This window comes from Lactococcus sp. NH2-7C, assembly GCF_029953655.1.
In the GTDB taxonomy this organism is placed as follows: domain Bacteria; phylum Bacillota; class Bacilli; order Lactobacillales; family Streptococcaceae; genus Lactococcus; species Lactococcus lactis.
Genome location: NZ_CP124538.1, coordinates 1,913,667 through 1,939,434, shown reverse-complemented (window position 1 = coordinate 1,939,434; position 25,768 = coordinate 1,913,667). Strand labels below are relative to the sequence as shown.

Sequence of the window (25,768 nt, the reverse complement as noted above, 5' to 3'; positions counted from 1 at the left end):
CTCTTTAAAACATCTTTTTGTAAAAATAAGATTAATTTCCAAAAGACTAGTTTAATATTGAAAAAAATTTCTGTAAAATAAAAAAGGCTCTCCTTTAAAGGAGAACCTCATTCATCATTTTATTTTGCTTTAGCATAAAGTTCGTTAACTTTATCCCAGTTTACAAGATTAAAGAATGCTTCAATGTAATCAGGACGTACATTGTGATATTTAAGATAGTATGCATGTTCCCAAACATCAAGTCCTAAAACTGGTGTCAAACCTTCAGAAATTGGATTATCTTGATTTGCAGTTGATACAACTTTCAATTTTCCAGCTTCATCAACAACTAACCAAGCCCATCCTGAACCAAAACGACCTGTGGCTGCAGCTTTAAATTCTGCTTTGAAAGTTTCAAAACTACCAAATTCTTTCGCAATTGCATCCCCAATTTCGCCGTCAGCATGGTTTTCAGAACCATCAGTATTTGGACGAAGCCAAAGCCAGAATTGACTATGGTTCAAATGACCACCACCATTGTTACGAACAGCTGTACGGATGTCTTCTGGAATTGCTGACAAATCTGTCAATAATTCTTCAAGGCTGAGGTCATCAAGTTCATTATGTTTTTCAATTGCTGCATTAAGATTATTTACATAAGTTTGATGATGTTTTCCATGATGCAAACGCATTGTTGCTTCATCAAAGAAAGGTTCAAGCGCATTTGGCGCGTATGGAAGTTCAGGTAATGTAAATGCCATAGTAATTTCTCCTTTTAAGATGTGAATCCATTTTGAAGTCTCAATACTTTGGTACTTTGACTAGATTGAGAATGAATTCAGTTAGTTTATTTTTTAATTCTATTCTCATTATAGTCGTTTTTGAAATCATTGCCAAATGATTTGATTTGTAATTTATTATTTTCTTTGTTGGATAAAATTAAGCATATTGGTCGAGTAAAGGAGCTCAACCTTTCGACATTCTTCAATATTTTTTGAACCGGTTAAAACAAATAATTTATTCAAATCTTGTTTCCATTGTTCAATGACTTCTTCTACTTTTTCAGGTCCTGTTTGCATAAGATTTTTCAAGATAAAACCAGCAGAACTTGACAAATCAGCCCCTAAAATTAATGCTTTAAAAATCTCTTGAGCCGAAGTAATTCCACCTGTTGCAATCAAACTTTTTCTATTATCAGCCATTTTAGCTTCTAAAAGACTCTCAAGCGTGGACAAACCAAATTCATCCAAGTTAAAACCATTTTTACTCCGTTTACGTTCAATCCAAGCAAAATTAGTTCCGCCAGCTCCCCCAATATTTATTCCTGAGATAGCTGTTTTTGCGAGTTCTTTAAAGGTTTTTTGTGAAATTCCAAAGCCGACCTCTTTGACAATAACTGGAACTTCTAATTGATTGGCAATTTCATTAATGTTTTCTAACCAATAAAATTCACGGTCTCCTTCGTCCATTGGCAATTCTTGCGCTGTATTGACATGGATTTCTAAAGCATTTGCCTCAATCATATCGACCGCTCGCTTGGCATTTTCTAGAGAATGGCCTGCGCCGATATTGGCAAAAAGAAAACCAGAAGAATGAATTTTACGAACTTCACTGAAACCAGCTGCTAGTTCTGGAAATTTCAAAGCAATAGATTGAGAACCGACCGCCATGGCTAAATGTTGATTTTTCGCAATTTCTGCTAACTGATGATTAATTTTATCTGCTCGCTCTGTTCCACCAGTCATAGCTTCAATATAAAAGGGAAATTCAAAATTCTGTCCAAATACTTCTGATGAAAAATTTATTTTTCCAGTTGATAATTCTGGCAAGCTATTAGGAATGATTCGACTATCAGAAAAAGTCAGGCCCAAGGTCTGATTTTTTTCTTCACGCCAATATTTATAAGCTAACGATAAGTGTTCATCTTTGCGATGTTGATGGATTTCTTTTTCAGTTTTCATCAGTTATTTCTCAATTCATTAAAATCTAACTCTGCTTTTTTAGCAGACTTATCTCAGTTATTTTTTTGAGCAATCTTAAATTTTTCAAGATTGATTCCATATTCCGATAATTTATTTTGGACTTCAGAAATAGCTTGGGTATTTTGAGCAAATAAAATAATATTCTCCCCAAAACCAGCCCCAGAGATTTTAGCAGCAAATTCAGGGTAGTTATTGAGTAAGTTCAAAGCAATAGCTAATTCCTTAGTCATATATCCTTCTGGAATATTTTCTAAAAGCAAAAGTTGATTTTCTGATAACTTTTCTTTGAATAAAGCAAAATCTTGAATATCAATCGCTGTTGCCAATTCAATGACCAGCTCGTTTGAAGCTTGATAAAATTCATCGGAAAGTTTTATTTTTATTTTTTCACTCGTTTTTGCCGCTTTTCCTGTTTGAACCACATAAGTTGCCCAAGGGATTTCGAGAGGTAAGACTCGCTTATGATTCTGATAAAAAACAGAACCACCATACATAATAGCAGCAATATCTCCCATTGAACCTGAGCCTTGAACTTCAAAATGTGTTTTTGCGGCAATTTCAAAACGTTTTTCAATTGACAACTGAAAATCAAAAAATTGATTGACTGCGTTAACTAGGCCACAAACGACTGAAGCACTTGAGCCGTAGCCTTTTTTATTTTCACCAAAGCCTAAATCACTGATAATCTCAAGAGATATTTCTGGAGATGATGATAAAATTTTACTAACAGAATTTTTTTCAAAGCTGTCAGCAGCTGACAAAGTATTTTTTAAAGCTGTCAGTGCAAAATTCCAAGGATTTTCTTTAGTGAATTCAATTTTAGACAAAGAAAATTCAAAATCAGATAGTCCAACATTTGTTTTGAAAATTGATTTCCCTGTAGTAGCTGAAATTCTTACTTCAAAATTTGTTTCAATTGTTGTAATAAGAGCGAGATTTCCTTCTTTTGTGACTGAATATTCTCCCGCAAAAAAAAGTTTTCCTGGAACTTTGATTGTCATTTTCTTCTCAGAGATATTCATAAGCGCCCCCAGCACGTGCGATATCAAATGTTAATTCTGGAAATTCCGCTTGTAATTTAGCTAAGAGAACTTTTTCAGTCGCTTGGTCAGTAATGATTTTGACGTTTGGACCGGCATCGATAGTCACAAAAGCAAGCAATCCTGATTGATAAGCCTGATTTACAAAGTCAATCACTCGTCTTGTTTCTTGCGTAAAATAGTCAAAAGGTTGGTTAGAGAGACGATTTTGTTCATGCATTCCTAATGCATTATCCTGAGCAATTAGACCAACTTTTTCAATGTCAGCATTTAAAATGGCCTGCTTCATTTCTTCCAGTTGAATAGCTGATTTTTCAACCCAAGCACTGTAAGTTGGTGCAGTTTGTGCCAATTGCATGCCCTTAGTTGACGACATTTTTTTCTTTTCAGCAGAGATTTCAGCAACAATCATTGAAAGACCAATATCTTCGTTGTAAAAAGATTCCGCAAAGGAAGATTGATGATTTTCACCCTTATTCCAAACTGAAAAATTTCCAAAAATTGACCGAGAAGCTGACCCTGAACCGCGTCTAGCTATGCGTGACATTTCTGAATCATCTTTTTCTAAATCTAAAAGTCCAAACATAGCAGCTGTCAGAGCAGCAAAACTTGAAGCACTTGAAGCCAAACCAGCAGCTGTTGGAACGTGATTTTCTGATTGAATCATTACTTTAGGGAAATTTCCATATTGTCCACGCATCATTTCCAAAAATTGGCTGACACGGCTACTATCCGCCACTTCAGAATTCAAAATCAAGCGATCAGACTTATTGTCAGTAAATTCAACAGAGGTTGTTGTATAAAATGGCTCTAGAGTCATTGACAAAGAAGAGGTTGTTGGAATATTTAGAGCAATATCCGCTTTTCCCCAATATTTAATCAAGGCGATATTTGTATGCGCCCTTGCAGTAACAATATTTTTCATGAAACTATTATATCAAAAATTTGATTCTTTCTTCTCTTCTATCATTTCAATAAGTTATTTTTTACACTAAAAAATACATTTTTTCAGACTAAATGATGAATTTACAGCCAAAAGAGAAACAAAAACTTGATTTTCAAGAGGAAATTTTATAAAATTGTCAGGTACGTTTTTGTATTCATAATTATGATATTGGAAAAAAGTTTATCGAATTTTTCCTTCGATACGACTTTAATTTAACCAAAATATGCTAATTTGCAGTTCACATTTTCAAAATGAGAAACTAATCTAGCAGGAGAATTGTTAATAATGACTATCAATAAAATGGGGACGGGAATTGCCCATTCCAAACTAATCTTAATTGGAGAACATTCCGTTGTATATGGTCAGCCAGCAATTGCCTTACCTGTAACAATTCTTAAAACTACAGTGACAATTACCTCATCAAAATATGGCCAATACATTGAAAATAACGAATTTCGTAGAAGACTTGATTTAATGGGAGATGAATTTGAAGGAATTCGTCAACTCATTATGCGCTTACTCTCTAAATTTCATTCATCAAAAATGCCATTCTCTTTAGAAATTGATTCAAATATTCCTCAAGGACGTGGCTTGGGAGCTTCTGCTTCATTGGCAACTGCCATTATCAGAGCTTTTTATGATTTCTTTGATGCTGAACTTCCGCAAAAAGATTTACTCTTTTATGCCAACTTTTCAGAAAATATTACTCACGGAAAATCCTCTGGAATTGATGTGGCAACTGTAAATTCTGAACACCCTTTGTGGTTTATTAAAGACAGCACAATTGAACCCTTTGAACTCAATCTTCATGGTTTTATCGTGATTGGCGATACTGGTGTTCACGGCTTTACGAGTCAAGCCATCAATATTGTTCGCGAAAAACTTGTTGAAGAAAAAGAAAAAACACAAGATTCAATTAATCATTTAGGCCAATTAGCGACCGATTCAAAAGATTTCTTGATGACAGACAAACTCAAAGAATTTGGTCATGTCATGAATAAAGCTCACGAAAGATTATCTGATTTGGGAGTTTCTCATCCACGTCTAGATAATTTAGTCGAAACTGCTCGTAAAAATGGCGCACTTGGTGCTAAATTAACTGGTTCAGGGCTAGGTGGTGTCATGGTTGCTCTTGCTGAAAATGAAAAAGATGCCATTCGTATCAGTCAACGTCTTCTAAAAAATGGCGCTAAAAATACTTGGATTTACTCTATTTAAAAATATAAATCATAAAAAGCCTTGCTGTATTTGGAGTTACAGGGCTTTTCTTTTTGTCTTTTTTTAATTAACAGAGCTTTTAACAGAGTTTCACTCAAAAATTAGCGTATTTTGAGAAAAGTTCTAGCTCTTGGTTCTTCTTCTCAGGTTCAAGATGTGAGTATAAATCCATAGTCATTTGTAAGGTTGAATGACCTAATCTTTCTTGAATCACTTTATAACTCATTCCAGCATTCAAACAGAGGCTAGCGTGTGAATGTCTAAAGCCGTGAAACGATAATACTGGTAACCCTGCTGCTTCCTCACAGTCCTTTAGAAACTTAGTAACGTGGTTATAATCTTTTACTTTCCCTTTGTAACTAGGGAACACTAGCTTTTGCTGTGGATTCCCTAAACTCATGAAGTGCTTTTTTTGGAATAAGTACCAGCGTTTCAATGATAAAACAGCCTTACTATCTATGGTAATAACACGATTACTTTTATCAGTCTTTGGAGTATCTTGTATTATTACACGCTGGACTGTAGTTTTACTGACAGATATAGTCTGATTATCTAAGTCAATATCAGACCAAGACAACGCCATAGCCTCTCCAATCCGAACGCCTGTAGCCACTAACACGCGCAGCAACGCCTTGAAATATTCATTTGACCATTGGCCGCTTTCTAGTGATTCAACGTAAGAAAAGAGCTGTGAGAGTTCATCTTTTGTATAGAATTTCAGTTCTTTACTGGACTTCTCTATCTTTACCTGAGGCACAATAACCGACTGGCAAGGGTTAGTCTCAATGATTCCAAGAGAAAGCGCGTGCTGACAAATACGGTTGATAACATTAAGCTGTAGCTTATAGTCTTTTCCTTGGCCTGAAACACGCTTATGCTTTCCATTTAAAGGAGCTGCCGCACCTTTAGCCCATTTGATAACTTGCTGCTGTATCTGTGCTGTGGTAATTTTGGTGATTCTTTTATTTCCAAAAGCCGGCAAAGCGTAAGTATCAAGATTAGACCTCATTTGGTCGATAGTTCCAATTTTATGCTGCAGCTTATAGAGTTCAAAAAAACTCTCAGCAACTTCTTCAAAGGTTTCAAGAGACACTTTCCCTTTAGTATTACCATTCTTTTTAAATTCATTTTTAAGGCGTTCAAGTTCATTCTTGACGCCTGTTTTTGTGCGCCCTCTGACGTCTGTTTTAACTTGCTTACCAGTTAGAACATCAGTACCGATATAAGCGCCACGGAGGATATAGCGCACCTCTCCGCCTTTTGTTTTGTATTCTTTGATATTTAATTTGTTCATGTTGATTCTTCTTTCCAGCACCACCACGCGCAGAAGTCAAAACATGAGAGAGTAAAAAATCAAGATTGATATTTTTCGAACCCTTTTTTTCCGTGTTCATTTATTTGATCTCTCATATATTCATATATGCGGTCAACCATATCTTCTATTTCCTCAAGTTCACTTTCAGAAAGCTCACTAGATTCATTATCCAGTTCGGTAATATAATTTATGAATGTTGATATATATTGTTTTCTATAACTATTTACCTTACTTAAATTTTGATCACTCAAAAAATTAATAGCATTGAAGTAGAGTTTATATTTAGTAATTCTAATTTCATTACTCAGGATTTCATCATTATCTAGCCTTTCTTTCATTTCCTTAAAATTCGGAATAACAGAATCACTTACCCCAAGAAGGTAACTAATATTTACATCAAATATTTCAGACAGGACCTCCCATAATTTATCATTCCTAGGAGATCGTTTACCTTGTTCATATTGCGATAATTGGCTATCTGAAAAAGTTAGGCCATAATCTTTTAGTTTTTCTGAAAGCTCTTTAAGAGTAAGTTTATTTTTTTTTCGCAGTTCTTTAATTCTATTTTTAGCCATAAATAAAACTCCTTTTAAACCTATTTTAACAAGATTTGATAAAAAAAACAATTAAAAATTTGCAATTTGAACATTTTTGTATTGACATTTTCAATTTGAACATATATAATAAAAATGTTCAGGTTGAACGTAGAAAGGAGAGAAATATGTATCTTACATCAGAAATAAAAACAGCTTTACGGAAAAAGCGAGGTTCATTAAACTTAACCAAAGGCGAAGCAGCCGAGCAGTTAGGGATTAATCGCTTAACCTACGGCCGTCTTGAAAGTCCAGCACGTAATGAAAAAGTACGCAAAAGTACCTATGAAGCTATCACTCAATGGCTTGCTAAAGGTTTCTAAAACAGAAAAGCGCACCACCACACGCAGAAATGAAAATATGAATAAATTAGATATCGCAATTTCAAACAGCAAGCATTCGAAACCGTACTATCATAAAATCATTATTGATTTACTAGTCCAGTTTACGACAAGCGGAAAATATCGAAGTCTGACGAGCTTTAAACAGTCAAGCGATAAATTAACCGCAGAACAAAAAGAAACGCTCAAGCGCTACACTGACAGTATTATCTGCATGTTAGAAATAGGCATGGCGTTTCATGAAATAAAGGAGTTTCTAAGCGAATCAGAAACACGCGCGTGAGGCGCAGAGAACATAAAAAAATCCCAAAACTTTGGACAGGAACGGGATTTTAATCAACATGAGTAGAAAGCGCAATATCATACGTTTTCTACTCTCTATTTTACCATAATGAGAGGAATTTTCAATATGAACAAACCAGTAAACAAGGAAACTTATATCCTTGATGATTCAATCGCATTTGAACTTATGGGCATGTTAAAAGCCAAAGCACGCCATTTTATCCAACTAAATGAGTATGTCTACCGCTTGTTTGACGGTCAATCAGTAGTGACTTTCATAACTTTAGAAAATAACATTCAAGTAGAAATGGTTAAGGGGTAAGAATATGAAAAATGTAGCTGCTATTAATAAAAACATCCTGATTATATCAACTCCACTAGAAAAAGATAGCGAACACCGTTCATTTGGTAAAACAAGTATTAATGGGCATACCTATGCAAATACTTTATTTATCAATAATAATAGAGAGTCAATGAAACTAAAGATAACACCAAATATGGTTGAAAAGTGGAAAGCAAAACAGCAAGCCAAAAAGGACTTGAAATGTATCACAGGGAAAAGCTTACTAGACCCATTATTTAATGAAGTAGTAAAAATAAGCATTGATAAAGCTCACAATGACAAAGACCCGTTTTGGGTTGCAACAGATAGTTATTGGGCTGGATATGCTCGGGGGATTAGAAAACAGCGTCAAACCTTAAAAGAAAAGGCTCTATCAGCATTCAATATTATCAATGCTGATGACGTCAGAGAACTTTCTCATGAGTTAGGAGTCAGTGAAGATAAGATAACCGCTGCAGTTATGGAAGTCATCTCTAAACGCAAGAATGGAGGCATGCTATGAGCTTATTATCTGAACAGGCAGAGCAAGAACTCATTCTATCAGTATTAAAAAGAGCCGATAAGCTAGTTGAGTTAAGAGTGGAACAACTCCGTGAATTTCCCTATAAGAAAAAAGCTGACTTGAAACGTAAATTATCAATCAATGAAGCTTACTATCAAAAATTAGTGACCGCTGGTTTACGCGAAGTCATTCTTGAAGAAAATGACAAAACTGTTTGGGTGTCTGAAATTCAACTAGAGCAGCTCATGAACAGACTAGCAGAATAGTGAAAAATTAAAGGAGTTGGATAAAATGAGTAAAATCAAAAAGTGTTGTAATAGCGCAGATTGCGAACACGAACTTTGTGTAAATTTCGATAAAAACATTGGTTGGGTAATTTGTACCAACTCTAATGTTTACGCTAGAATTATAAAAAATTATGAAACAGAAAGCGCTGTGTTAAGCCATTCAGAATTAACACCAAACCACTACGCGGAGTTGCGAACGAAAGATTTACAAATCATCAGAAATATTATTAGTGATTTAGAAAAGTGAGGGTTAATCATGGATACAAATATTATTAGAGTTTGTCCTTATGTGGTTGGTGTTGATAGTCCTGGTATGAGAAGTTTGAAATCCTACCACTCAGAGCTGACAGGCAAGCAGATTGAAGCATTTGACCCTTTAAACGTGAATCAAGGTATTTTATACGGCTACACTTATAAGCCAAATAGAGCAAAAACTGGTACACGATTCGAGGGGGAAAAAACAGGCGGAGAAATCAGTCTCTTTGATGAGGTGGATAAATGATAGAACACTACCAAGGCTACACGGCTATAAAACGGCACGGACGGAATAGTTTTAGACCGATAGGCAAACACCCATTCAAACTTATTCATAACGCACGCGCAGTTAAACATGGCCTTATACAGCAGTTTGAAGATAGTACAGGTATCATCTTTCCTGTGGGAGTGAGAAATAACCTATGCACCCAAGTAATCCCAGTTTTGGGCAAGGAGCTAGCCGCTATAAAATTACAGATAAAGGATAACAAAAATGAAAATAACTGATTTACAAAGATTAGACCAAAACATTATTAAGATATTAGCAGACCATAGGGGAATTGATAAAGCTATTGACGGAGAATTATTAGCTCAATCCTTAAATGTTAATCTACGCACCTTACAAGCTCGTATTGAGTTCTTACAAGGCAAAGGGTGCGCCATTGGCTCAATTGATAATATCGGCTATTTTGCACCGCTCAACGAAGAGGAGCGAACCAAAGGCATTACCAAAAAAGAAAACATGGCATACAGTACCTTAAAAGCAGTTATGGGCGTTCGCAGTGCCTCTCTTGATTGGCTTGATAAAATGATTGATTAAAGGGGGGATAAAATGGCACAGAGAAGAATGTTCAGCAAAAAAATTGTTGAAACAGACCTGTTTATGGAGATGTCTCCGACAGCAAAAATATTATATTTTTATCTAAATATGAGCGCTGATGATGATGGCTTTGTTGGAAATCCTAAAACAATTAAATTAATTAGTGGAGCTACTGATGATGACTTAAAAATACTTATTGCTAAACAGTTTATCATCCCATTTGATAGTGGAGTTATTGTAATCAAAGACTGGAAGATTCACAATTACATCCAAAAGGACAGATACAATCAAACTCAATATTTAGATGAAAAAAAGCAACTTTTAATTGAAGAAAACGGAACGTATACAAAATGTATACAAAATGTGTCCAGTTTGGATACACAGGTAAGGTTAGGTAAGAGTAAGGATAGGTCAGGAGAGGTTAGGACAGAAAAGGAAAGAATAGATAAAGATACAAATTCTTTGCTTTCTGTTTATTTTGAAACTTTTACCAAATTAGCAATGAAAAATAATAAATTGCGCGAAGCTGTGAAAATTGAGTTTGTTAAATTATCAGATTCACAGAAAGAACAAGCAGTAATCGGAGCTAAGAATTATTATCAATGGTATAAGCGGGAAAAATCTGATGATTCAACTGGAAAGTTTTCTGTTAATGCTATTAATTTTATCAATGGTAATAAGGAGACTTTTGATGATTTCCAAGTTCTACCTCAACTAAGCACTCAGCCTAGACTGGGAGGTTATATTTGATGATTGAAGAAAAAGAAGCAATAGACCATTTTGCCAATTATGAGGTAGAAATCATAAAAGAAGATGTCGGAACTTGTAGCATACATCATTGCAACTTATGGCAGGTACAGAGAGAAGTTAATTCAATGGCAGGTAGTTCTAAGTCCGGAGAAAAAAGAACTTATCAGCCTCGTTTCTGCCCTCAATGCCAAAATGAATATAAAGATAGAAAGCTCGTTGAATTGGGAGCCTCACCAGAATATGGTACTGATGTCACTAAGCCACAAGAGGTTGATTATTTTGAAAAAATAAAGCTTCAAAAAGGTGTGGACCTTAGAAAAGATGTTGTTGTCAAATATGATTATGCTGATGAGTTAAGTGTTAATAATGCTGAAAGTTTTGTTAAATGGATTTCTGATAATATTGGTCAAAGCGTAAAAGTTAAAGTAATTAGACCCGATAAATATGCAGAGCAACGCCGTAATCGTTTCATGAGCGAGGAAGAAAAGCAAAAATTTCTAAAACTCAAATATGATATTGAAACTGCTGATATTCTAATTCTTAACTCATTAGCTGATTTTGTAGATAAAGAACTCGAGGATATCAATGCAATGTTACTAAGTGTAAAAGAAACGGGTACTATCGTTATTTTGACAATTCCGGAGAGCGATTACAGATTAGAACAATTACCAATTCGCTTACGGAAAAGGATTAATAAAGCTCAAATAATGAATATATCCAGTAAAGGAATTCAAAGATAAAAGAATGAATTAGAGGAGATAACTTGGCTGAACAAAAAGAAATCATCATTATGCTGGATGGCAAAATTATCATTAATAGAATGGTAGAACCATATTGTGATATCACGGTTAAAATTCAAGACGGAAAGGCTGTGCGCGTGATTAGAGAGGTTGCAGAAAAGCCTTTAAATTGATATAATAGAGTTATAAAATTTATATGCTGACTAGATAACTAGAGGCGCTTAGATTTCCCCAACTTTCTGGGGAAGTTTGAGTGCCTCTTTTGTTTTCTTATAGCAAGAAAGAAGGAAAAATGGCAAACGTTACACCAGAAATTTTTAAGGAAACTTTAGATGAGGTTCTCAATCCGATTAATGAGCGATTGGATGCTTTGGAAGAAAAGCAAAGTAAAAAAGCAGAAATAAAAAAAGAGGTTGCAAGAGGTGGCATTCTTGTAGGTAAATCTTTTGAAAATGGAGTTGAGGAACCGATTTTTCAAGCAGGTTTTACAGAGGACTACCTATCTGACAGAAAAGGAATTTTAAAAGCGCGGTTGCAAAAAGCTGTAGCGAATGGCGATAAAACTCAAGCAGAACTTTTGAAATTACAAATCAATGATATGGAATAAAGAGGAGCTAGGAATGGTAGAAAAATTTATAGACGGAAATGTTATGAAGGTGGTTTCTGAGTTTCAAGAGGCAATGGCCCCCTTTAACAAAGGCGAGCAAGCTCTCTTAATGCAGCGAGAGGAATCTAAAAAAATTGAGGAGCTACCAATTGAAGAACGTTTTTCAATTGATAATATTAGAAAACGAAAGAACGACAGCTTAGATGTTGAATCAATAGACAAAGAATTGTCAGAGTTACATGCAGAGCAACGAAAAGCAATTGCTGACTTTGATTTACAGCATAAGTTGAACAAAGCCCAAAATCAAGATAGAGATAATCTCAAACCTATTGAGGAGCTTGGAAATGATGTAGATACTCTTACTGACAAATTCATACAAGATGTGATGGCGGTATTAGAAAAACGCCACGCTTTACAAACAGAGTATCAAGGTAATCTGCAAACGGCTCTTGGAAAAATTAAAGTTGAATTTGGTAAAGCTGGGGCAGAGTGGGATACAAGCCTTAATCATATATTTAGCTATACTTTTACTTTTAGAGAAAAAGCGGATGTAATTAAACGCAAAGTGCGAGAAGAGATTAAATAATAAAAAAGGCCTACTATTTTGTAGGCTTATGTTTTTCTACTAAAAAAGCCCTCAGCAATAGGCTAATTGAAAGATTTTCTAATAATATACGGGGTACGATATTGGAGATTTTGGAGGCCTTAAAAAGGATGATATCCGGACATTTAGGACACGGTGGCGTATGGTAAAAATTGCAAAATGTAGATTCGGGAGTCCATAAAATTCGGGAGTCCCTAAAAAAGGTACGATTTGTTGGAAAATGTTGGAATCTCGGAAAGGACAAAGATATGAGTAGGATACTAATCACAGAGCAAGAATACAGGCGGTTTGAGAACATTATTTTTAAAGTCTGGCGTGTTTATCGGTTCGGAGAGACTGACCTGACAGATAAAGAAATTAAGCATATAAACGAAGTTCTCAAAAAATTCAGTACAGAACACCACAGAGAATATAAAATTATTATCCGTCATCATCTTAAACATGTCTATTATACAACCATAGCGCGTGAGCAAGGGGTGTCCGAGGGATACATTAGAAAGTTAGCCAAGAAAGGCGCTTACTACTTCTTACAACTATACGACAACAGCAAGGAGAAATAATGGCAGTAAGATATTACTGGGGCAAACCTAATGATGTAATAAAATGGTACCTCCGAGGGATATTACATTTAAGCGCAGCAAGTAAACAGACCTATATTGAAAAGACAGGCGCTGAACCTGGCAATTTACCAAGACTTCTCAAACTATTAGAGGCCCTTGATGAAATATTTGATAACACAGATACTGACACTATAGCTTTATTATGCCTTAGGTATGTTGAGTTATTAAGTATTCCAGATACTGCAGAACTCACAGGATTAACTAATAGTCAAATTTCTAAAAGGACAGGAAAAATCATGAAGAAAGCTAAGGAAATTATAGCCAAAGCATGATATAATAGAGTTACAATAAAAAGTCGCAGAAATGCGCTGTGGTATAATAAGTTGAAAAAGTTTCTCCTTGTCCTGAGGAGAGCTTTTTTGTATTCCTAAATTTCTGATAGTCGAGGTGAAACCAAAATTGGCTCGTCCTAAATAGCTGACCACAAAAGTGTGGCGAGCTACTTTACAGAAGATTCAGGAGAGCGCAAGTTTGCGCTGAGCGATTTTTTAAGTTAATCAATAATGGATAGGGTGTAGTTTGAGGTACACCCTATCAACATCAGCTTTCTTCTGTTAATTTTAGAAACCAATCCAAAAATGGATTGGTTTAGCTCAAAGCAAAAATACTTTGATCTCATATTACTAAAGGAAAAAGTCCCCTCAGTAAACATTTTACAGGATAGGTAAATTATTACCTGTCCTAAGTTGAAGAACGCAAAAGTATTCGGAGTTGTCGGACCTATTAAAAAGGAGTCGCGAATCACGACCCCCTCAGGAATACAACGAAATTTTCGTTTTTGCCACTTGTGGCAGAAAGCTATGCCACTAAAATACTGTTAAGGGTGTAAAGATTTTAACGCCCATTCCCGTTTTTTATGGGGTAACTTTGAGGTGTACCCATTCAAAACAAAAATATCATAGCTCCGTAGTTACAAATACACAGCAAATTCTAGCAACATACAAAATTTACATACTGTTCTGAACATCCGTAGTTGAAACTACGCTTGTTATATGGATATTTAAAACAAGCGTACCTGAAGGTACACTTGTAAAATAATAAAAATAAAAAGCACTCAATAAGTGCTTATCATGATTCTCAATTCTGCGCACGGCGGTGCATTTTTAACAGCGTATTTTAACAGAGTTTTGAAGTTTTATTAAGTCTTTTTATATAGATTTGATTTAATAGAAACCTAGATTTTACTTGTTTAAATACTAATATATTTATGCAGATTTATACTCTAAAATAATACTTGGATTTACTCTTTTTAAGATGGTTTATGACCATCTTTTTTTGTTATAATGAAGCTATCAATTTGCACTAAGGATAACTTATGGAAAATCAATACGAAATTCTTCAATCACTCATCGAAAAAATGGAAATTGTTACTGTTGGCTCGGCTGTCAGTAAAACAAAGCTAAATCGCAAAGAAATCATTGATTTTGTACGTTCACAACATTCTTTAAGAATTTTTGATGAAGAAAATCAAAAATGGATTAACGAAAATGTTGACGGACACTGTTAAATTTTACTGACAGAAATTTTAATCAATCAAGAATATAAAAAAGTTACTGACAGACTGCCTGTCAGTAACTTTTTGCTTATAAGTCATGAAATTCTGCATATAATTCTTGACGATTTAGACCTCGTTCTTTAGCAATTTGTTTAATGGCAACATTGGGTTTTACATTTTGTTCAACTAAAACTTTAACTGCTTCGAGCGCTGTCAATTCTGGCTCTTGAACTTCTTGAGCCACTTCATCCGCTCCTGAAACAATAATTAGACATTCCCCTTTTATTGGTTGGTCCGTTAAAGATTCTAAAACCTCTGAAATCTTACCACGACGATATTCTTCATAAATCTTCGTTAATTCGCGAACTAAAACAACTTCTCTATCCCCATAAATTTCTTGCATGTTAGCCAAAGTATCCCCTACTCTAAAAGGACTTTCATAGAAAATTTGTGTTTCTGGATAAGAAAGCTTACTTTTCAAAAACTTTTGCTGCTCCCCTTTTTTTCTAGGAAGGAAACCATAAAAAATATGAGGTTGAGGAACTAATCCTGAGGCAATCAAGGCAGTAATTCCTGCTGAGGCACCCGGGAGAGCGATTACATCAATCCCTTCATCAATTGCAGCTAGAACTAAATCATGACCTGGGTCAGAAATTGAAGGCATCCCAGCATCAGAAACCTGTGCAATAGATTGTCCTTTTTTCAAAAAATCAATTAATTTAGGAATTTTTTCTTGGGAATTATGTTCATGAAAAGATTCTTGCGGAACTTTAATTTCAAAATGATTTAAAAGGCGCAAAGTATTTCGCGTATCTTCTGAACAAATCAAATCTACAGTTTTCAAAGTTTCAAGAGAACGTAGAGTCATATCTTGCATATTGCCAATTGGTGTTGGAACCAAATAAAGACTTCCAGCAGTTTTTAGGCCTTTAAATGACCGTTGAATATTAAATTTATTTTCCATTAGCGATACAAAAGCTCCAAACAATCTAAACAAGATTCCCCTTCGGCCAATCTTTCTGCATAGTGCAAATGACAAACATGGAAGCCCTCATTAAAAATTTGGATCAGGTTAGGATTTGGCTGGTCTTTAGGCGTCTCTTTTTTTACTTCTTTTTTCTCAAATTCTGCCAAACGGTCACGCAATTTTTCTAATTCCATGCGTAAGGTTGCATTTTCAGTCATTGATGATTCAAGCACTTGGCGAATTCCTGAAATTTGCGTTAATGTGGTATTTAATGTATTTTCAAGTTCGCCCAGTTGGTCGAAAACATCATATTTATCAGCCATGATTCACCTCAATTTCTGCAAGTTCAAAATCCTTACTATATTCTCCAAAGCGGATTTTTACTCTATTTTTTAAAACATTTAAGCCAACAACTTTTCCTTTTCCTTCTGAAGTATTTACAAACTCACCAAAATCGGGAAAAAGTTGTTGGGCTTCTTTATAAAAACTATCTTCATAAGTTAAACAGCACATCAAACGACCGCAAAGACCGTTTAATTTATTTTGTTTCAAAGATAAATTTTGATTTTTGGCCATTTTGATTGAAACATTCGGAAATTCATAAACAAACTCAGAACAGCATAAAGGACGGCCACAAGGTCCAAGTCCGCCATGAATTTTTGCGGCATCTCTTGGCCCAATTTGGCGAAGTTCAATCCTAATTCTAAAAGTTGTTGCCAACTCACGCAAAAGTAATCGAAAATCAACACGATTCTCTGCCGTAAACGAAATAAAAAGTTGCATTTGGTCAAAATTATAAGCAACATCAATAATTTTCATTTCCAAACCTTGTTCAATGACAAGTTGACGCACTTTATCTTTGGCTTTTTTAGAACGTTCTTCAAGTTTTGCAATAATTTGGAGATCATCATCGTTTACTTCACGCACGATCGTGTGGTGAATTTCAAGAGTTGCTTCTTCAGAAATTTCACGTACAGTTTTTCCGTAAAAGTTTCCCTTATCTGAGTGAAGGACAACTTCTGCTTGTGGAGCAAGTTCTATATCACTTATTGCAAATACATTTGATTCGCCATGTGCAAATTTTATTTCATAAATCATAATATTCTCCTGATATAAGATTTTTCAATCAAAGGATAAGTTTGACAAGTTTCATAAAACAATAAAAGTTAAACTTGACTCAAATCGGACATTGCTTTTCCACATTTTTATTGCCTGAAATGTTTTTAAAAGTTCCTTACTCATTCTTTCTTGATTAAAAAGTTGTAATAAAAGTTCAAACGCTTGATTTTGTTTTTCTTTTTCATCAAAAATTTCGACTAATTCTTTCAAATACAAGAATGCCTCGTCAGCAGATGTTTTTAAAAGTTTTACAAATTGTTGAAGTCTTTGAATCCCTTCGTTAAACCAGCTCTGCTGAGCTAATTCTAATGCTCTATCAGTCGAATTACAGATTTCTGCAAGAAGTTCTGCTTGTGTTTTTAAAATACCGTTCTGTTCCAAAAAATCTTGTAAATATTGAACATTTTTTTGAAAATTAATAATTTGTGTCCGTGATTTTATTGTTTGTAAAATCATATTTTCATTATCTGTCAGTAAAAAAACAACAATTTCTGTTTCTGGTTCTTCAATTGATTTCAATAAAGCATTTGCTGCATTAGGATGCATTTTTTCAGCTTCCTTAATTAAAAGCACCTGTTGTTTTCCCTCATAACCAGATTCATTGAAAACCTGTGTCAGTTCCCGAATTTGAGCTGTTTTAATCGTTTGTCCATCAGGTTCAACGATATGTAAGTCAGTAAATTCTTGTTGTGCAACAAGACGACAAGAACGACAATGACCACAGGGCAAAGCATTTTCAGGATTCTCACAAAATAAGGCTTGACTCAGCCAGATTGCTAAGTCAAAAGAACCAAATCCACCTGAAAATAAATAAGCATGACTTAATTTTCCATGTTGCAAAATCGTTGAGAACTGCTTATAAAGTTGAGGTTGAATATCTTTTATTTCCACAAGAAACCTTTCTAAATATTTACCAAATCTAGTCTAAATAACAAAATAAAAAAAACTATTTAACATCCTCATTTTTTGAAAAATGTAAGTATTTTTTAGCATTCTTAATTTTGCTGACAGATTAAATTGTCTTTAAAATTCACTGACAAATCTTTTTTTGAGAACGGAAAGTGTATCAGCTACCACTTTTTCTAAAGGCTGACTTGCATCTATTTTTACAAAGCGCTCAGGTTCTTTTGCAACAATCTCCAAATAACCTTCACGAACTTTACGATGCATCTCAGCTCTTTCCAAATCTAAACGATTTACCTCATCAGCTCGATTTTGCATAATTCGCTCAAGGGCAACATCCGTATCAACATCAAAATAAAGCGTCAAATCAGGTTTTAAACCATCTGTTGCAAAATAGTTAAGCCAATCAACAACTTCTACACCCAAATCACGGCCATATCCCTGATATGCGACAGATGAATCAATAAATCGGTCAACAATGACAACTTTACCCGCTTGTAAAGCTGGCAACATTTTTTCTTGCATATGTAAACGGCGCGCTGCCGCAAAAAGCATTAACTCAGTTTTAGAATCAATCTCTGTATTCTTTGGATCAAGAATAATTTGACGAATTTCTTCTGCCACTCGAACACCGCCTGGTTCACGAGTCGGGACAATTTCACGCTTCATTTTTTGGATTTCAGGTAAAATTTCTTTTAAAACCGTTGTTTTTCCTGCTCCATCAGGTCCCTCAAGGGAAATTAAAATTCCATTCATAGCCTCTATTATACCAAAAAAACAAACATTTTATCTTTTTTCTAAAAATAACAGGGTCTCTTTTTGCGTAATTTTACTAAAAATTGTATAATATAACTGAAACAGCTTACTTGATTTGTTAATTCAAATAAATACGAGTAACATTCAATAAAAAATTTTCCACTTGAAAGGACAACTATGAAAAAAATTCTTGTTGTTGATGATGAAAAACCAATCTCAGATATCGTAAAATTTAATTTAACCAAAGAAGGTTTTGAAGTCTTTACAGCTTTTGATGGTGAAGAAGCTCTTGAAGCATTTAAAGAAGTACAACCTGACCTTATTTTACTTGATTTGATGTTACCTAAACTTGATGGTCTTGATGTTGCACGTGAAATCCGTAAAACTTCTGATACTCCAATTATTATGGTGTCAGCTAAAGATAGTGAATTTGACAAAGTAATTGGTCTTGAACTTGGTGCTGACGATTATGTCACAAAACCATTTTCAAACCGTGAACTTTTAGCTCGTATTAAAGCAAACTTGCGTCGTATCAATGTCGCGCCTGCTGAATCTACTGATAATGTCAAGAAAGAATTGATTATCGGAAACCTCCGTATCAATCCAGCACACTATGCGGCTTATAAAAATGATAAACAACTCGACCTTACACACCGTGAGTTTGAATTGCTTTACTATCTTGCTCAACACCTTGGCGAAGTGATTACACGTGAAAATCTTTTGGAAACAGTTTGGGGTTATGACTATTTTGGTGATGTACGTACAGTCGATGTTACTGTTCGTCGCTTGCGCGAAAAAGTTGAAGATACACCAAGTCGTCCACAATACGTTTCAACACGCCGTGGGGTTGGCTACTACATGAGCAACCCACATGATTAAATTTTTTAATTCAATGATTTTTAAAGGAGTAGTTGCCCACCTACTTCTTTTTGTCATAATTTTTATGAGTAGTTTTGATTACAATTTTGCTCATTTAAGTACTTTTATTGGTTATTACTTATTTTCACTTGTCTTTGTTTTAGTCTTTCTCAATCAGCAACATCGCATGATTGTGAATGTTTCTAAACAGATGAATGACATAAAAAATGGCTATTTAAATCGTGATAAACTCCCAAAAGGGACTAGTGAAATCAATGAATTATACGATGAAATTTTAAAACTTGGTGAAGATATTGTTCGCACTCAGAACAATCTTGAAAATCAGCGTAATCAATTAGATAGCATCCTCGCATATATGGTTGATGGTGTCATTGCCACTGACCGTCGGGGCAATATAATTATGGCTAATAAATCAGCCTTACATTATTTAAATACAGACAACGAACATCTGATGGAAAAAAATATTGTTCAAGTCTTAAAAATTGAAGACCAATATAATTTCTATGATTTATTGGAAAAAGAGCCAGAGATAACTATCGAAAGTCATGATGCTGGAAATGAAGCCATTTCACTCCACATTAAATTTGCCCTCTTTCGTCGCGAATCTGGTTTCATCTCAGGAATTATTGCTGTTTTACATGATATGACTGAACAAGATAAGGCCGAACGAGAGCGTCGTCTCTTTGTTTCCAATGTTTCTCATGAACTCCGAACTCCGCTCACCTCAGTAAAAGCCTACTTGGAAGCACTGGAGGACGGAGCAATTGAGGATAAAGAAACAGCTTCAAACTTTATTAATGTTTCTCTTACTGAAACTAATCGAATGATTCGGATGATTTCCGATCTTTTGACTTTATCAAGAATGGATCAAGACCGAATCGTTCTTAACAAAGAAATGATTAATTTAATTGCCTTCTTAGACTATCAAATCAACCGTTTAGACCAAATTTTAGAAACCGAATCAAACGACTTAATCTCTTCTAATTTCACTCTAGTCAGAAAATACTCTGAACAGCCCATCTGGGTCGAAATTGATACCGATAAAATTGCTCAAGTCATTGACAATATCATCGGAAATGCAATTAAATATTCACCTAAAGGTGGAACTATTACAATTTCCGTTGAAAAACGTGAAAGTGACGTTCTAATCTCCATCAGTGACCAAGGAATGGGAATTCCAAAATCTGATTTACTTAAGATTTTTGACCGTTTCTACCGAGTTGACAATGCTTCAAGAAATTCAAAAGTTGGTGGAACAGGTTTAGGCCTCTCTATTGTCCATGATATTGTTAAAATACATGGTGGGACAATTTTTGCAAGGTCTGAAGGAGAGGGTAAAGGAACAACCTTTAGTTTCACACTTCCATATTCATTAGAAGCTGCTGATGATTGGGATGACGATACTGATGAGTTTGACTTTGAGGATAATGCATAATTGATTGATTATCTCACCAAAAAGAGTCCATACATATTTTGTGGGCTTTTTTTTATGAATAAACCTAGACTTTTACCACAAAAAAACTCTCTTAAGCTAATGAATCCCTGATAAATTTATTTTCAAATAATATAAAAGCTCATGGCAATCCCACTATTTTTCTGCTACAATAGACTGTATGACTGAACAAAATGGCTTTAAATATTCCATTTTAGCCTCTGGTTCAACTGGAAATTCTTTTTACTTAGAAACTCCAAAGAAAAAAATTCTTGTTGATGCCGGACTATCTGGAAAAAAAATAGAAAGTTTACTATCAGAAATTGACCGTGACATTCATGATATTGACGCTTTATTAATTACCCATGAACATAGTGACCATATTAAAGGGATTGGTGTATTGGCAAGAAAATATGGTATTGACCTTTATGCAAATGAAGATACTTGGTCTGAACTAGATAGTAAAAATGCTTTAGGAAAAATCCCTGTTGAACAAAAACATCTGTTTGAAATGGGAAAAACAATGACTTTTGGTGATATTGATATTGAATCTTTCGGCGTGAGTCACGATGCCATCGCACCACAGTTTTATCGTTTCATGAAAGATAACAAGAGTTTTGTTATGCTAACTGATACGGGTTATGTATCCGACAGAATGCGTGGAACCATTGAAAATGCAGATGCCTATCTTATGGAATCAAACCATGACATTGAGATACTTCGTATGGGAGCCTATCCTTGGAGGACAAAGCAACGTATCCTAAGTGACCAAGGTCACTTATCTAATGAGGATGGCGCTGAAGCTGCCTTTAGTATCCATGGCAATAAGACAAAACGAATTTTTCTAGGACACTTGAGTTTAAATAATAATATTAAAGAGCTTGCTCATCTTACTATGGACGGTTACTTACAGCAACATGATGTCGATACTAAAAAGGACTTGAAGATCCTTGATACTAGTCACGAACATGCTAGCCAACTTTACGATATTTAGTTGCTCATCAGCAAATAAAAAAGAACCCTAAGGGTTCTTTTTTTATTACATCATACCGCCCATTCCCATGCTAGGATCCATTGGAGGCATAGCTGGAGCAGCTGGTTCTGGCTTATTAGCAACTACTGCTTCAGTAGTCAAAATTAAACCAGCAACAGAAGCCGCGTTTTGCAAAGCTGAACGAGTTACTTTCGCAGGGTCAACAATTCCTTCTTCAATCATATTAACCCATTGACCAGTTGCAGCATTGAATCCTGTACCTACTTTTTCTGAACGAAGTTTATCAATGATAACTGAACCTTCATATCCTGCATTGGCAGCAATTTGACGAACTGGTTCTTCAAGAGCACGGCGAACAATGTTAATTCCTGTTTGGATATCTCCTTCTTCTGAAAGTTTATCCAAAGCCTCAATAGCATTAACAAGTGCTGTACCACCACCAGAAACAATACCTTCCTCAACGGCTGCACGTGTTGCATTAAGTGCATCTTCGATCAAGAGTTTCATTGCTTTGAGTTCTGTTTCAGTTGCAGCACCAACTTTAACAACTGCAACACCACCAGCTAATTTTGCAAGACGTTCTTGTAATTTTTCACGGTCAAAATCAGAAGTTGTTTTTTCAATTTGCGCTTTAATAATAGCTACACGATCAGAAATAGCATCAGCAGAGCCAGCACCTTCAACAATGGTTGTGTGATCTTTATCCACAGTTGCTTTAGCTGCTTGTCCCAAAGCTTCAAGAGTAGCATCTTTAAGATCAAGACCAAGTTCTTCAGTAATTACTGTACCACCTGTCAAGATAGCCAAATCTTCCAATTGAGCTTTACGACGATCACCAAATCCTGGCGCTTTTACAGCTACAACATTGAAGACGCCTTTAATCTTATTAAGAACAAGCGTTGGCAATGCTTCTCCATCAACATCATCAGCTACAATAAGAAGTGGACGATTTGTTTTCAAGATTTGTTCAAGGAGAGGTAAAATTTCTTGAATGTTCGAGATTTTTTTGTCGGTAATAAGAATATAAGGATTATCTAACTCAGCAACCATTTTTTCTGTATTAGAAACCATATATTGACTCAAATATCCGCGGTCAAACTGCATCCCTTCAACAACATCAAGTTCAGTTTGCATTCCTTTTGATTCTTCAATGGTGATAACTCCGTCAGACCCTACACGTTCCATTGCATCAGAAATATACTCACCCACTTTTTCACTACGTGATGAAACGGTAGCTACTTGCGCAATTGCTGATTTATCGTGGACAGGAATTGCCATTTCTTTAATTGAAGCAACAGCTGTTTCAGCAGCAAGTTCAATTCCTCGACGAATACCAACTGGATTTGCACCTGCGGTAACATTTTTTAAACCTTCACGAACAATAGCTTGTGTCAAAACTGTCGCTGTTGTTGTACCGTCACCTGCGATGTCATTTGTTTTTGAAGCAACTTCTGAAACAAGTTTAGCCCCCATATTTTCAAAATGATCTTCAAGCTCAATCTCTTTGGCAATCGTTACACCATCGTTTGTAATTAAAGGTGATCCATATGATTTTTCAAGCACAACATTACGACCTTTTGGTCCAAGGGTTGTTTTTACTGTATCAGCAAGAATATCAATCCCACGCATCATCGCTGTTCTAGCATCACTTGAAAATTTAATATCTTTTGACATTTTAGCTCCTTTTTAAGAATATATTTTTAATTTTATAGATTTTAAGATAGACAAAAGACAACCAAAAAATGATTGCTTTTATAATTTTACTCTACAATTGCAAGAAGGTCTGAATCTTTGAGAATCAAGAATTCTTCACCATCCATTTTTACGGTCGTTCCAGCAAATTTTTCAAAAATTACTGTGTCCCCTACTTTTACGAGTGGAGAAATCAGTGTTCCATGATGATTTGTTTTCCCTTCACCGACGGCAACAACTTCAGCTGTTTGAGGTTTTTCTTGGGAAGCGCTTGTTAACACAATTCCACCCATTGATTTTTCCTCTTCTTCTTTTACACGTAAAACTACGCGATTCTCTAAAGGTTTCAACATTATATTTTCCTCCATTTTTTATTTTTTAGCACTCTTATTAAACGAGTGCTAACATATTCTTATTTTATCTCAATGGTCAGATTTAGTCAAGAGAAAACATTTAGATTTTATGAAATAAATTAGAAAGGGAGTTCTTCCGCATCAAGTAAGGTTTCTTCAACCTTTACAGCGCTTTCTCGTAAAGCGATTGTTGCCCTACTTTCAAGTAAATCATAACTCAGTCCTAAGATTTCTGTGACATAATGTTTTTGATTTTGCTTATCCGTATAATTTCTAGTTCTAATTTCTCCTTCAATTGAAATAAGACTTCCTTTTTTTGCGTAAGAAACCAAAGTTTCTGCAGATTTTCCCCAAATAATAATTGAAATAAAATCTGCCTCTCGTTCTCCTTTTTCATTTTTGAAACGGCGATTGACTGCTAAGGTCACACGGACATATGATTTATCATTTGTTGTTTTTGAAATTTCTGGCGCACTGGTTAAGCGTCCAATTAACATGGTTTTATTCATAATAAAATCCTCCTAACTTTTTATACGAAAAGTTAGAACATTTGTCACAAAAAAAATAAAAAATCTATCAATTGATAGATTTTTATGGTTTATTCTGCATTTAAAGCTGCAACAGTCATGTAATTATATGGACTATTGAAGTGTGGTAAGAAGAATAAATCAAGTAAGGCTAATTCATCAATCGTTTTCTTTTCTTGAATAGCTAAACTAAACATATTAATATTTCCTGCAATTATTTCACTCTTGCTAGCAAGTTGAGCACCAATAATTCTGCGACTTTTTGTTTCATAAACGATACGAATTTTCACACTATCATTATTTTCATGAAGGAACCATGCTTTTTGCTTATCTTCAAAATCACTAAATGAAACTTCTAGGCCGATTTTTTTCGCAGCTTTAACCGACAAGCCCGTAGAAGTCATATTGTAACCAAAAATAGAGATTCCATTAGAACCTTGTACACCAACAGATTCTATTGATTTTCCTCCAATATTATGACCAGCAACAATCCCTGAGCGAACAGCGTTTGAGGCAAGGGCAATGTAGGTGAAGTCTTGTAAAGCATTAGAATAGATTGTGGCAACATCTCCTACAGCATAAACATCTGGGTCACTACTTTGTTGATGTTTATCCACTTTGATTGCTCCATTTTTAAAGGTCTCTAAATGTTCCTTAGCCAGTGCACTATTAGCTGTAAAACCAATACAGTTAATAACGAGATCAACATCATAAGTTGATTTATTGGTTACAATCTGTGATACATGACCTTCTTCATTTGCCTTAAACTCTTGAGCTAACTCACCAAAATGGAGTTCAATCCCATGTTGGGCAAGGTTTTCATCCATCCCTTTAGCAAATTCTTCATCATAATAAGAAGCAAGTGAAGTATTTTCTGCGTCAAAAAGTAGGACTTCTTTTCCTCGACGTTTGGCAGCTTCAGCAATTTCTGTCCCAATATAACCAGCACCAATCACCGCGATACGTTTCACTTCATTCTTAGCAAACTCTTCGTCAATGGCTTGTCCTTCTTGAAAAAGCTTTAAAAAATGAATTCCTTTAAGATCTTTTCCTGGCAAGTTAGGAATAATTGGACGTGAACCTGTTGCCAGAACGAGTTTATCATAATTTTCTGTAATCTTTTCTCCAGTTTTTGACTTGGCATAAATCATTTTATTAGTAAAGTCAATTTCTGAAACTTCTGTTTCTGTTAATATCTTTACTCCCTTTTTTTCAAAATCTTCTGCTTTGGCATAAAACAGCTCATCTGGTTTTTCAATTTGTCTTCCGACCCAAATAGCTGTTCCACACCCCAAATAGCTCATATTACTGTTACGGTCAATCATAACAATCTCATGGCCTGTATATTGATCAATTAATGTATTTGCTGTAGCAATGCCTGCGTGATTCGTACCGATAACTACGATTTTCATGCTAATAACTCTCCT

At 35.0% G+C, this 25,768-nt stretch carries 35 protein-coding genes; 20 read left to right on the top strand and 15 right to left on the bottom strand.

The window, feature by feature from the left end; genetic code table 11:
* Positions 1–119 precede the first annotated feature (119 nt).
* From QJV49_RS09780 to mvaD, 4 genes are all read right to left on the bottom strand, one after another.
* The gene (locus QJV49_RS09780; protein ID WP_225512624.1) at positions 120–740 is read right to left on the bottom strand and encodes a superoxide dismutase; all 621 of its coding nucleotides are present in this window, start codon (positions 738–740) and stop codon (positions 120–122) included.
* 156 nt (positions 741–896) lie between these two features.
* On the bottom strand, positions 897–1,940 hold the full coding sequence (gene fni, locus QJV49_RS09775) for a type 2 isopentenyl-diphosphate Delta-isomerase (RefSeq protein ID WP_225512623.1): 1,044 nt from the start codon (positions 1,938–1,940) through the stop codon (positions 897–899).
* Between the two features lie 53 nt (positions 1,941–1,993).
* Positions 1,994–2,983 (bottom strand): mevalonate kinase, encoded by a 990-nt coding sequence (locus QJV49_RS09770; RefSeq protein WP_225512622.1) that lies wholly within the window; start codon positions 2,981–2,983, stop codon positions 1,994–1,996.
* Positions 2,970–3,926, bottom strand: coding sequence for a diphosphomevalonate decarboxylase (gene mvaD / locus QJV49_RS09765; protein WP_225512621.1), 957 nt, complete (start codon positions 3,924–3,926; stop codon positions 2,970–2,972). Before mvaD ends, QJV49_RS09770 begins: the two co-directional genes overlap by 14 nt.
* Before the next feature lie 306 nt (positions 3,927–4,232).
* On the opposite strand from mvaD, the gene mvk reads away from it, so the two are divergent.
* Positions 4,233–5,165: a mevalonate kinase gene (mvk, locus tag QJV49_RS09760; protein ID WP_047686423.1), complete on the top strand. Its 933-nt coding sequence runs from the start codon at positions 4,233–4,235 to the stop codon at positions 5,163–5,165.
* 94 nt (positions 5,166–5,259) lie between these two features.
* On the opposite strand, the gene QJV49_RS09755 is transcribed toward mvk, so the two are convergent.
* Both QJV49_RS09755 and QJV49_RS09750 read right to left on the bottom strand, forming a co-directional pair.
* Positions 5,260–6,459, bottom strand: a complete 1,200-nt coding sequence (locus tag QJV49_RS09755) for a site-specific integrase (RefSeq protein ID WP_225512620.1) — start codon at positions 6,457–6,459, stop codon at positions 5,260–5,262.
* Between the two features lie 59 nt (positions 6,460–6,518).
* Positions 6,519–7,055 carry a helix-turn-helix domain-containing protein gene (locus QJV49_RS09750; RefSeq protein WP_225512619.1) on the bottom strand — a complete coding sequence of 179 codons (537 nt, stop codon included), beginning with the start codon at positions 7,053–7,055 and terminating at the stop codon, positions 6,519–6,521.
* Between the two features lie 146 nt (positions 7,056–7,201).
* Between QJV49_RS09750 and QJV49_RS09745 the strand changes: the two genes are divergently transcribed.
* From QJV49_RS09745 to QJV49_RS09670, 16 genes are all read left to right on the top strand, one after another.
* Positions 7,202–7,396, top strand: coding sequence for a transcriptional regulator (locus tag QJV49_RS09745; protein ID WP_039114633.1), 195 nt, complete (start codon positions 7,202–7,204; stop codon positions 7,394–7,396).
* Between the two features lie 37 nt (positions 7,397–7,433).
* Positions 7,434–7,697 carry a hypothetical protein gene (locus QJV49_RS09740; protein ID WP_309568399.1) on the top strand — a complete coding sequence of 88 codons (264 nt, stop codon included), beginning with the start codon at positions 7,434–7,436 and terminating at the stop codon, positions 7,695–7,697.
* Positions 7,698–7,823: 126 nt separating this feature from the next.
* Positions 7,824–8,018: a DUF1655 domain-containing protein gene (locus QJV49_RS09735; RefSeq protein ID WP_225512617.1), complete on the top strand. Its 195-nt coding sequence runs from the start codon at positions 7,824–7,826 to the stop codon at positions 8,016–8,018.
* Positions 8,019–8,022: 4 nt separating this feature from the next.
* Positions 8,023–8,541, top strand: a complete 519-nt coding sequence (locus tag QJV49_RS09730) for a hypothetical protein (protein ID WP_225512616.1) — start codon at positions 8,023–8,025, stop codon at positions 8,539–8,541.
* Complete coding sequence (locus QJV49_RS09725; protein ID WP_156647477.1) at positions 8,538–8,807, top strand: hypothetical protein; 270 nt, start codon at positions 8,538–8,540, stop codon at positions 8,805–8,807. The genes QJV49_RS09730 and QJV49_RS09725 overlap by 4 nt, the downstream gene beginning before the upstream one ends.
* A gap of 25 nt (positions 8,808–8,832) precedes the next feature.
* Complete coding sequence (locus tag QJV49_RS09720; protein ID WP_054247183.1) at positions 8,833–9,075, top strand: hypothetical protein; 243 nt, start codon at positions 8,833–8,835, stop codon at positions 9,073–9,075.
* 9 nt (positions 9,076–9,084) lie between these two features.
* A complete protein-coding gene (locus QJV49_RS09715) occupies positions 9,085–9,330 on the top strand; it encodes a hypothetical protein (RefSeq protein ID WP_225512615.1) in 246 nt (81 codons plus the stop codon).
* Between the two features lie 246 nt (positions 9,331–9,576).
* Positions 9,577–9,903, top strand: coding sequence for an HTH domain-containing protein (locus QJV49_RS09710; RefSeq protein WP_023163763.1), 327 nt, complete (start codon positions 9,577–9,579; stop codon positions 9,901–9,903).
* 12 nt (positions 9,904–9,915) lie between these two features.
* A complete protein-coding gene (locus QJV49_RS09705; protein WP_225512614.1) occupies positions 9,916–10,653 on the top strand; it encodes a phage replisome organiser protein in 738 nt (245 codons plus the stop codon).
* Positions 10,653–11,393 carry a hypothetical protein gene (locus tag QJV49_RS09700; RefSeq protein ID WP_281449134.1) on the top strand — a complete coding sequence of 247 codons (741 nt, stop codon included), beginning with the start codon at positions 10,653–10,655 and terminating at the stop codon, positions 11,391–11,393. Before QJV49_RS09705 ends, QJV49_RS09700 begins: the two co-directional genes overlap by 1 nt.
* A 23-nt stretch (positions 11,394–11,416) precedes the next feature.
* Positions 11,417–11,566 (top strand): hypothetical protein, encoded by a 150-nt coding sequence (locus QJV49_RS09695; RefSeq protein ID WP_153951467.1) that lies wholly within the window; start codon positions 11,417–11,419, stop codon positions 11,564–11,566.
* Positions 11,567–11,685: 119 nt separating this feature from the next.
* Positions 11,686–12,000, top strand: a complete 315-nt coding sequence (locus QJV49_RS09690) for a hypothetical protein (RefSeq protein ID WP_129300060.1) — start codon at positions 11,686–11,688, stop codon at positions 11,998–12,000.
* Between the two features lie 13 nt (positions 12,001–12,013).
* The gene (locus tag QJV49_RS09685; RefSeq protein WP_225512612.1) at positions 12,014–12,586 is read left to right on the top strand and encodes a hypothetical protein; all 573 of its coding nucleotides are present in this window, start codon (positions 12,014–12,016) and stop codon (positions 12,584–12,586) included.
* A 266-nt stretch (positions 12,587–12,852) separates the two neighbouring features.
* A complete protein-coding gene (locus QJV49_RS09680; protein WP_225512611.1) occupies positions 12,853–13,164 on the top strand; it encodes a hypothetical protein in 312 nt (103 codons plus the stop codon).
* A complete protein-coding gene (locus QJV49_RS09675; RefSeq protein WP_129300062.1) occupies positions 13,164–13,496 on the top strand; it encodes a hypothetical protein in 333 nt (110 codons plus the stop codon). Before QJV49_RS09680 ends, QJV49_RS09675 begins: the two co-directional genes overlap by 1 nt.
* A 1,043-nt stretch (positions 13,497–14,539) precedes the next feature.
* Entirely contained in the window at positions 14,540–14,731 is a 192-nt protein-coding gene (locus tag QJV49_RS09670) for a hypothetical protein (protein WP_003131566.1), read from the top strand.
* Between the two features lie 76 nt (positions 14,732–14,807).
* Here QJV49_RS09670 and rsmI read toward each other — a convergent pair whose 3' ends face one another.
* The 5 genes from rsmI to tmk all read right to left on the bottom strand — a co-directional run bounded on the left by rsmI (position 14,808) and on the right by tmk (position 18,464).
* Positions 14,808–15,683, bottom strand: a complete 876-nt coding sequence (gene rsmI / locus QJV49_RS09665) for a 16S rRNA (cytidine(1402)-2'-O)-methyltransferase (RefSeq protein WP_225512610.1) — start codon at positions 15,681–15,683, stop codon at positions 14,808–14,810.
* On the bottom strand, positions 15,683–16,009 hold the full coding sequence (yabA, locus tag QJV49_RS09660; RefSeq protein ID WP_003131570.1) for a DNA replication initiation control protein YabA: 327 nt from the start codon (positions 16,007–16,009) through the stop codon (positions 15,683–15,685). Before yabA ends, rsmI begins: the two co-directional genes overlap by 1 nt.
* Entirely contained in the window at positions 16,002–16,784 is a 783-nt protein-coding gene (gene ricT, locus QJV49_RS09655; RefSeq protein ID WP_225512609.1) for a stage 0 sporulation family protein, read from the bottom strand. The genes yabA and ricT overlap by 8 nt, the downstream gene beginning before the upstream one ends.
* Positions 16,785–16,835: 51 nt before the next feature.
* Complete coding sequence (locus tag QJV49_RS09650) at positions 16,836–17,696, bottom strand: DNA polymerase III subunit delta' (protein ID WP_225512608.1); 861 nt, start codon at positions 17,694–17,696, stop codon at positions 16,836–16,838.
* Positions 17,697–17,828: 132 nt separating this feature from the next.
* Positions 17,829–18,464, bottom strand: coding sequence for a dTMP kinase (gene tmk, locus QJV49_RS09645; RefSeq protein WP_225512607.1), 636 nt, complete (start codon positions 18,462–18,464; stop codon positions 17,829–17,831).
* A gap of 177 nt (positions 18,465–18,641) precedes the next feature.
* Between tmk and yycF the strand changes: the two genes are divergently transcribed.
* The 3 genes from yycF to QJV49_RS09630 all read left to right on the top strand — a co-directional run bounded on the left by yycF (position 18,642) and on the right by QJV49_RS09630 (position 21,769).
* A complete protein-coding gene (gene yycF / locus QJV49_RS09640; RefSeq protein WP_003131580.1) occupies positions 18,642–19,343 on the top strand; it encodes a response regulator YycF in 702 nt (233 codons plus the stop codon).
* On the top strand, positions 19,336–20,778 hold the full coding sequence (locus tag QJV49_RS09635; protein WP_225512606.1) for a cell wall metabolism sensor histidine kinase WalK: 1,443 nt from the start codon (positions 19,336–19,338) through the stop codon (positions 20,776–20,778). Before yycF ends, QJV49_RS09635 begins: the two co-directional genes overlap by 8 nt.
* A 178-nt stretch (positions 20,779–20,956) precedes the next feature.
* Positions 20,957–21,769, top strand: a complete 813-nt coding sequence (locus tag QJV49_RS09630) for an MBL fold metallo-hydrolase (protein WP_003131583.1) — start codon at positions 20,957–20,959, stop codon at positions 21,767–21,769.
* Between the two features lie 45 nt (positions 21,770–21,814).
* On the opposite strand, the gene groL is transcribed toward QJV49_RS09630, so the two are convergent.
* The 4 genes from groL to nox all read right to left on the bottom strand — a co-directional run bounded on the left by groL (position 21,815) and on the right by nox (position 25,753).
* Positions 21,815–23,443 carry a chaperonin GroEL gene (groL, locus tag QJV49_RS09625; protein WP_225512605.1) on the bottom strand — a complete coding sequence of 543 codons (1,629 nt, stop codon included), beginning with the start codon at positions 23,441–23,443 and terminating at the stop codon, positions 21,815–21,817.
* An 86-nt stretch (positions 23,444–23,529) separates the two neighbouring features.
* Positions 23,530–23,814, bottom strand: coding sequence for a co-chaperone GroES (gene groES, locus QJV49_RS09620; protein WP_003131589.1), 285 nt, complete (start codon positions 23,812–23,814; stop codon positions 23,530–23,532).
* 119 nt (positions 23,815–23,933) lie between these two features.
* A complete protein-coding gene (locus tag QJV49_RS09615) occupies positions 23,934–24,323 on the bottom strand; it encodes a single-stranded DNA-binding protein (protein WP_015425843.1) in 390 nt (129 codons plus the stop codon).
* Between the two features lie 89 nt (positions 24,324–24,412).
* Complete coding sequence (nox, locus tag QJV49_RS09610; protein ID WP_225512604.1) at positions 24,413–25,753, bottom strand: H2O-forming NADH oxidase; 1,341 nt, start codon at positions 25,751–25,753, stop codon at positions 24,413–24,415.
* Positions 25,754–25,768 lie beyond the last annotated feature (15 nt).